Annotated in this window: 2 protein-coding genes; both read right to left on the reverse strand. The window is 67.8% G+C overall.

The window, feature by feature from the left end; all coding sequences use genetic code 11:
- Nucleotides 1-12: 12 nt before the first annotated feature.
- On the reverse strand, nt 13-672 hold the full coding sequence (locus ACWDRB_RS67860; protein ID WP_449912918.1) for an IS630 family transposase: 660 nt from the start codon (nt 670-672) through the stop codon (nt 13-15).
- The gene (locus ACWDRB_RS67865; protein WP_449912921.1) at nt 570-1,154 is read right to left on the reverse strand and encodes a helix-turn-helix domain-containing protein; all 585 of its coding nucleotides are present in this window, start codon (nt 1,152-1,154) and stop codon (nt 570-572) included. The genes ACWDRB_RS67860 and ACWDRB_RS67865 overlap by 103 nt, the downstream gene beginning before the upstream one ends.
- Nucleotides 1,155-1,223 lie beyond the last annotated feature (69 nt).

The following is a 1,223-nucleotide window of genomic DNA, read 5'->3' on the forward strand; positions in this document are numbered from 1 at the left end:
GTGCTGCGTTCCTCAAAGGGTGTAGGTGAACCTTCGGCGTAGCTGCCGTGGTGGCGGTGGTGGGCGTCCCCAGACCCAGGGTTTGGCCTGGGCGTTGAGCTGGGTGGTGGCGATGCGGGTGGCGTAGTCGATGTCGTCGGGGCCGACGAAACACTGCCCGGCGATGGCATGCCGCCGGAAGATGCGCCACCAGGCTTCTTGCAGGTTGAGCCAGCAGGCGCCGACCGGGATGAAGACCTGCCGGATCCGGGGATGGTTGGCCAGCCATTCCCGGGTGGCGTAGCTGTTGTGGCTGGATAAGTTGTCGGTGATGACGAAGATGGGAGCGTTGCCGGGGTTGGCATTCTCGATCTTGGCGAGGAACCGCTGGTAGTAGTGGCTGCTGCGGGACGGGGCGGTCATGGTGACCGCGGTCCCGTCGGCGATGCGGAGACTTCCGTATACCCAGGTCTTTTCAGGGCCGCGAGAGTAGTCCAGCGGCGCTTTGATCCGGTGCCCATCAGGCGACCAGCCGGATGTGGGTGGGAAGGCCCGCGGCACCACGGGGCCGAGCTCATCTGCGCAGACCACTATCGCGCCGGCCGGCGGGCGCGCGTAGAGGTCCACGATCCGGGATCTTTTGCGGCGAATTCCGGGTCTTTGCTGGTGGTCCAGGATCGGGGGCGGCGCCATCTCACCCCTTCCTTCAGCAGGATCCGGCGCACTTGAGAGCGACCGACCTCGATTCCGGCGGCGCGGGCCGCAGCGGTCAGCGTGTCCAGCGTCCACACGCCCGGCGCATCTTCCTCCTCGGCGGCGGCCAGCCCGTTCAGCCACGGGTCGGGCACCGGTCGTCCTGGCGGGGTCGTTTTGACCAGGGCGATGATCTGGCTGCGCTCGCTTTCGGTGAGCCGCGGTCCTCGCCCAGGCCCGGGCCGATCGCCCAGGCCATCGATCCCTTCGCCGTTGAACCGGTGTAACCGCCGGCGCACGGTTTCCGGGTGACAGCCCAGTCTGGCCGCGATTGCCGGCACCCGCAGCCGGTCCCAGCTGGCCACCACGATCCGGGCGCGCTGGATCCAGTCACCGGGAGCGTGCCGGGCACCGGCCAACCGGCGCATATCGCGTTCTTCCCTCTCATCGCACGGAGCCCGCGCGAACAGTAGCTTCGGCATGGCGGAACCCTCCTGCCATGAGAATCCGCCTGCTCAAGGCTCCTGGCCAGAGGCAATCCCACACCCTTT

The sequence above is a fragment of the Nonomuraea sp. NPDC003707 genome (genome assembly GCF_053587055.1).

What these genes read in the sequence shown, in the direction of transcription:
- ACWDRB_RS67860 (WP_449912918.1), bottom strand. Translation starts at nt 672, where the DNA reads ATGGCGCCGCCCCCGATCCTGGACCACCAGCAAAGACCCGGAATTCGC.
- ACWDRB_RS67865 (WP_449912921.1), bottom strand. Translation starts at nt 1,154, where the DNA reads ATGCCGAAGCTACTGTTCGCGCGGGCTCCGTGCGATGAGAGGGAAGAA.